7 protein-coding genes are annotated in these 5,433 nt (G+C 61.7%); 1 reads left to right on the top strand and 6 read right to left on the bottom strand.

Annotated elements, in window-relative coordinates; translation table 11 throughout:
- From B3V69_RS17850 to B3V69_RS17825, 6 genes are all read right to left on the bottom strand, one after another.
- A partial coding sequence (locus B3V69_RS17850; protein ID WP_296448380.1) for a UbiD family decarboxylase occupies positions 1 to 1,034 on the bottom strand: 1,034 nt, incomplete at its 3' end.
- A 10-nt stretch (positions 1,035 to 1,044) separates the two neighbouring features.
- Positions 1,045 to 1,662, bottom strand: coding sequence for a UbiX family flavin prenyltransferase (locus B3V69_RS17845; protein ID WP_296448378.1), 618 nt, complete (start codon positions 1,660 to 1,662; stop codon positions 1,045 to 1,047).
- A 30-nt stretch (positions 1,663 to 1,692) separates the two neighbouring features.
- Entirely contained in the window at positions 1,693 to 2,166 is a 474-nt protein-coding gene (gene ubiT, locus B3V69_RS17840; protein WP_296448376.1) for a ubiquinone anaerobic biosynthesis accessory factor UbiT, read from the bottom strand.
- Positions 2,167 to 2,185: 19 nt separating this feature from the next.
- Positions 2,186 to 3,088 carry a ubiquinone anaerobic biosynthesis protein UbiV gene (gene ubiV, locus B3V69_RS17835; protein WP_296448375.1) on the bottom strand — a complete coding sequence of 301 codons (903 nt, stop codon included), beginning with the start codon at positions 3,086 to 3,088 and terminating at the stop codon, positions 2,186 to 2,188.
- A 31-nt stretch (positions 3,089 to 3,119) separates the two neighbouring features.
- On the bottom strand, positions 3,120 to 4,178 hold the full coding sequence (gene ubiU / locus B3V69_RS17830; RefSeq protein WP_296448373.1) for a ubiquinone anaerobic biosynthesis protein UbiU: 1,059 nt from the start codon (positions 4,176 to 4,178) through the stop codon (positions 3,120 to 3,122).
- 165 nt (positions 4,179 to 4,343) lie between these two features.
- Complete coding sequence (locus tag B3V69_RS17825; RefSeq protein WP_296448383.1) at positions 4,344 to 4,637, bottom strand: DUF2249 domain-containing protein; 294 nt, start codon at positions 4,635 to 4,637, stop codon at positions 4,344 to 4,346.
- Positions 4,638 to 4,819: 182 nt separating this feature from the next.
- Here B3V69_RS17825 and B3V69_RS17820 point away from each other — a divergent pair.
- Positions 4,820 to 5,433, top strand: a 614-nt coding sequence (locus tag B3V69_RS17820) for an MFS transporter (RefSeq protein ID WP_296448371.1), incomplete at its 3' end; no start/stop codon positions are given.

Here is a 5,433-nt window from a genome sequence, read left to right as displayed (position 1 = left end):
ACAAACAACTCGTTCAAGGCCAGCCCCAGCATCGCCGGTTCGTCGGGCGGTTTGCCGGTGTAGGTGGAGTGGTAGATCGGCTCGCGCTTCGATGTGATGCGATCGATGGTGAACACCGGGAACTCGGCAGTTTCGTTGTAATAGCCGGTGTGGTCACCGTACGGGCCTTCGAGCGCGTGCTCGAAACCACTGGCGTGCGCGGCATCGGGATAGATGTGTCCTTCCAGCACGATCTCCGCTGACGCCGGCACCCGCAGCTCGCTGCCCAGGGCCCGGACGACTTCGGTGCGGCTGCCGCGCAGCAGCCCGGCAAACTGGTATTCCGACAGGCTGTCGGGCACGGGCGTGACCGCCCCCAGAATGGTGGCCGGGTCGGCGCCCAAGGCCACGCAAACCGGGTAGGGCTGGCCAGGGTTCAAAGCACCGTGCTCCCGAAAATCGAGTGCGCCACCGCGCTGCGGCAACCAGCGCATGATGACCTTGTTGCGCGCCAAGACCTGCTGGCGGTAAATGCCCAGGTTCTGCCGCTCTTTGTGCGGACCTTTGGTAATCACCAGGCCCCAGGTAATCAGCGGCGCCACATCGCCGGGCCAGCAATGCTGAATCGGCAGGCGGGCCAGGTCAACCTCCTGGCCTTCCCACACCACCTCCTGGCAGGCGGCACTGCGCAGCTCCTTGGGCGCCATGTGCCACAGTGTTTTCACCATCGCGCCCAAACCCATCAGGTCCTTGAAACCCTTGGGCGCCTCGGGCTCCTTGAGCATGGCCAGCACATGACCAAATTGGCGCAACTCGCTGACATCGGCCACGCCCATGCCGAGGGCAACCCGGCGCGTGCTGCCGAACAGATTGCCCAACACCGGCATGCTGTACCCACGCGGGTTTTCGAACAACAAGGCGGGGCCACCGGCGCGCAGCGTGCGATCGCACAGGGCGGTCATCTCCAGATAGGGCGAGACTTCTTGTCTGACGCGCTTGAGTTCACCCAAGCGCTCCAACTGGGCGATGAAGTCCCTCAGGTCACGGTAAGCCATGAATTCCCCATCAAGCTGCAGAGTCGGACGGGGCGGCGGCATGGAGGCCGCGCCAGCGTGGCGCGTGCACTTGGGGCAGCCCCAACAAATCGATTACCCGGCTCACGGTGTGGTCGACCATCTCCGCAATGGTTTGCGGCCGGTGATAAAAACTGGGCAGCGGCGGGAAAATGATGCCGCCCATTTCAGTGACGCTGGTCATATTGCGCAAATGCGCCAGGTTCAACGGTGTTTCACGCACCATCAGAATCAGGCGACGCCGTTCCTTCAACATGACATCGGCAGCCCGCGTAATCAGGTTGTCCGACAGGCCATGCGCCACCGCCGCCAGCGTGCGCATCGAGCAAGGCGCCACCACCATGCCGTCACACTGAAATGAACCACTGGCAATGACAGCGCCCACGTTGAACACCGGGTGCACGACATCGGCCAGTGCTTCCACCTGGGCGCGGCTCATGTCGAGCTCTTGCTGCAAATTCAAAAGGCCCGCGCTGGAGACCGTCAAATGGGTTTGAACATGGCCCAAGTCAGCCAAAGCCTGCAACAGGCGCACACCATAGACGGCACCGCTGGCACCGGAAATGGCCACGACGATGCGCTTCTGAGGAGGGGGCTGGGTTAGGTGCATAGGTAGGCAGGTCCGGCAGGTCTGGTTAACTCAATGGGGCGCCCGTCTGGCCCTTATGCGTGCCAGCAGCTGCGCTGGCTTGAACTGCTCCAAATTGAGCACCGGCAACTCAATGGCATCCAGTGTGTTCTTGACCAGCAGGCCGAGCTCGGTGTCGCCTTCCATGGACAGCCGACGGCTGAAGAAAAGCGTGTCCGGGTCTTCCTGGCGACGTGCCAGCAGCACAAAGTCATAAGCGCTGGCGCTGATCGTCAGGTCGGCCGCGACCTTGTTCTGGCACGCCGAAAAGCGGCCGTTCAGCCATTCAAAGTCAAAGGTCCACTGGGCATCGGTCACGCGCAGGCGCAGCTTTTTGCCAAGCAGCATCTGCGTCACATCGGGCGCCAGGTTTCTGCTCAGGGCCAGATTCAAACCGGTTACAAACAACAACGAGCCCGGATAGCCCGGCAGGCGCGACAAGAGCTGTCCCACGGGCGGAGGTAACAGATAGGGGCTTGTATTCATCTTTAAATCCTCGCTCTAATCAGTTGAGGACAGGGCGTGCCAGCTGCTCCAACCCGGGCTTGCCATACCAGTAGCCGTTACACGCCTGGTCAGGCATCAGGCCCGTCATCGCCCGCAGTGCATCCACCACGGGGGTCTGCTGCGTCAGCACGCCGTGGAACAAATTGACAATCTCGGCGCTGTGCTGCGACTGCGGGCTGATGCGCACCACATCGACACCGGCCGCACGCACGGCGTCCATTTCAGCCAGCAAGTTATAGACCCGCGCCGACTGGGTTTGCGTGCCATTGAGCACCAGGAAACCCTCGCTCTCGCGCGTGCGCATCATCAAGCCGTCGGCATGGTCCAGGCAACTGAACTGGCAGTCATCCTTGGGCAGATTGCGGTGGCGCGCGGTAAAACAGCGCGCGGAAAACGCCAGCGGCATGCGTCCATAGGCGAAGACTTCAGTTTCAAGGCCTGGCGGGCGACCTTGTTGCATCAATGCCAGGTCGTCGCGCCCCATCTCCAGCGGCATGACCCAGCGCTTGAGTCCGAGACCAGCCATCCACTCCAGCGTGGGGACGTTGTAGATATTGAGGTGCGGACCGCCGATGAAGGGTGCCTTGCCAGCCAGGCAATGCACGGCCCCCATGTCATTGGCCTCGACCATGAAATCACCGTTGGCGGCGATCTTGTGCAAGGTCGTCACATCCGAGCCCGATTCGATCAGCACCTGGGTCGACAACACCACCTCTTTGCCGGCCTCGCGCAGGCGCCCGGCGATGCTCAGCCAGTCGGCCAGGCGCAACTCGCGACGGCGCGAACACACGGTCTCACCCAGATACACAATGTCCACCGGGGTGGCCGCGATGGTTTCATAGAAACTGAACACCGCATCGCGTTGCCAGTAGTACAGCAGGGGGCCTAAAGCGAGCTTCACAGGATGCACTCCAAAAACGCTTTGGTACAGGTCATTTCCATGGCCTGTGGTAGGCCCCCAAGGTGTGCTGCTGGCCTTCGGCCACCTTGTCGAGGTCGCTCATCCAGACTGGTTTGGCGGAGTAGCGGTGCGGGTTGTCCCGGCAGTTGTCAATGGCCTCGCGCCACACCTTGGTGACTTGCGCCACATAGGCCGGGCTGCGCTGGCGGCCTTCAATCTTGATGGCCCGCACCCCCATCTTCATCAACTGGGGCAGCAGCGCCAGCGTGTTGAGGCTGGTGGGCTCTTCAATCGCGTAGTAGTTTTTCTCATCGCCGACATCAAAGCGGCCTTTGCACAGCGTTGGATAACCGGCGTTTTCGCCCTCGGCATAGCGGTCGATCAGCACGCCATTCAGACGCGACTCGCGCCCTTGCGGCGTCTCCATCCAGCGCACCGCTTTGGGCGGCGAGCACACGCCGTTGGTGTTGGGCGCCTCGCCCGTCACGTAGGAAGACAGCGCGCAACGCCCCTCCACCATCACGCACAGGCTGCCAAAGCCGAACACTTCGATCTCCACTGGCGTCTTTTCCAGCACCTGCTGCACCTGGGTGAGCGACAACACGCGGGGCAGCACGGCACGCGCAATGCCAAAGTGCTGGTGGTAAAAATTGATTGCCTCGTAATTGGTGGCCGAGCCCTGAACCGAGAGGTGCAGTCTCAGGTCCGGGTAGTGCTTGAGGGCATAGCTCATCAAGCCCGGGTCCGCCAGGATCACCGCATCCACCCCGCTGTCGGCGGCGCGGTCGATGGCCTTTTGCCAGACTTGCGGACTGGCCGCCTGCGGATAGGTATTGAGGGCCAGCAACACTTTCCGGCCCCGGTCATGCGCATAGCGGATACCGGTGTTGATGGCCGCTTCATCGAAGTTGAGACCGGCGAAGTTGCGCGCATTGGTGGCGTCGCGAAAGCCCAGATAGACGCAGTCCGCACCGTGGTCAACGGCGGCTTTGAGCGCGGGCAGGCTGCCTGCGGGGCAGACCAGCTCAAGCGGCGGTGCAGCAGGTACATCCGGCGCGGGGGTCAAGGAGGGGTCGGCGATGGAATTCATCTTGGGGCTTGGGAGTGGGTCACCTGGGCCAGGAGTGCTACCCGTTACAGGCAGGCAAGTTTTCAAGCGATAACATTATCAGATCCGGCCTGAAAGTCCGATGATGTAGGTCAAGCAAGTTGGCGTTAATTGGCCGCAACCGGGCCTCGATGAGCTTGCCGGGCGTCAGCCGCAGCAGGCGCCGCCCGAGCAACAGCTGCCGGATGCGGCACTTGCAGCGCCGGCACTTTTACCGATCTGGACCCGCCACACCTGCGGACCTTGTTCCAGGTAGCTCCAGCTGAAAAGACCGGGCGAACGCATCTGAAACTGCGCATTCAGGGGCTGCGGGTCATGGTCGTTGATCAGTTCCAGCGTTTGACCGGGCAGCAGGGCCGCGAAACTGTTGAATATCAAGGGATGGCGCGCTGGCGGCGCAATCTGGCGCAGGTCAAGGGTGGTGGCGAAGGATGCAGACATGGGATGGTCTTTCAACTGGGTTTGTTTTGTCAAACAACATGACTTTAAAGATGCATTGTTAATGCCTGTTTAATGTAATCGCTAACGCCCAAAAAAGCAATCCATTGGATGAATCTTCACATGCCTGCGCTTGCAGACCGGCGAGAATGCAGGTCGCTCCCTGCGCTGCCTGACCCACCCCTATGAACCGACACCTCTGGCTGCTGGCCATCTGCCAAGGCCTTTTCCTGACCAACAACGTCACCTTCATCGCCATCAACGGCCTGGTGGGCTTGAGCCTGGCGCCTTTGGGCTGGATGGCCACCCTGCCGGTCATGGGCTATGTCGTCGGTGGCGCCTTGTCCACCGGACTGGTGGCCAAAACGCAGCACCGCTTCGGACGCAAGGTGTCGTTTCAATTGGGCCTCTTGGTGGCGCTGGCGTCGGCTTTGCTGTGTGCGTACGCCGTTATGAACAAGAACTTCTGGCTGCTGTGCGCGGCCACCGTGGTCGCGGGCTACTACAACGCCAACGCCAATCTGTACCGCTTTGCGGCGGCCGAACTGGCCTCGCTCGCCTGGCGCGAAAAAGCAGTCTCTCTGGTGATGGCCGGCGGACTGATTGGCGCCGTGCTGGGGCCCAACCTGGCGCAGCAAACCCGCACCCTGATGAGTGCGCCCTTTGCGGGCGCCTATATGGCCTTGGGCCTGGTTGCGATGCTGTCCATGGTGGTGCTCGCTTTCATTGAATTCCCGCCGCCAATGCCCAAAAAATTTACACACGCTGGCCGCCCCCTGGCCGAGATCATGCGGCAGCC

This window comes from Rhodoferax sp. UBA5149 (genome assembly GCF_002413825.1).
Taxonomy (GTDB): Bacteria; Pseudomonadota; Gammaproteobacteria; order Burkholderiales; family Burkholderiaceae_C; genus Rhodoferax.
This window is presented reverse-complemented; position numbering and strand designations above follow the sequence as displayed.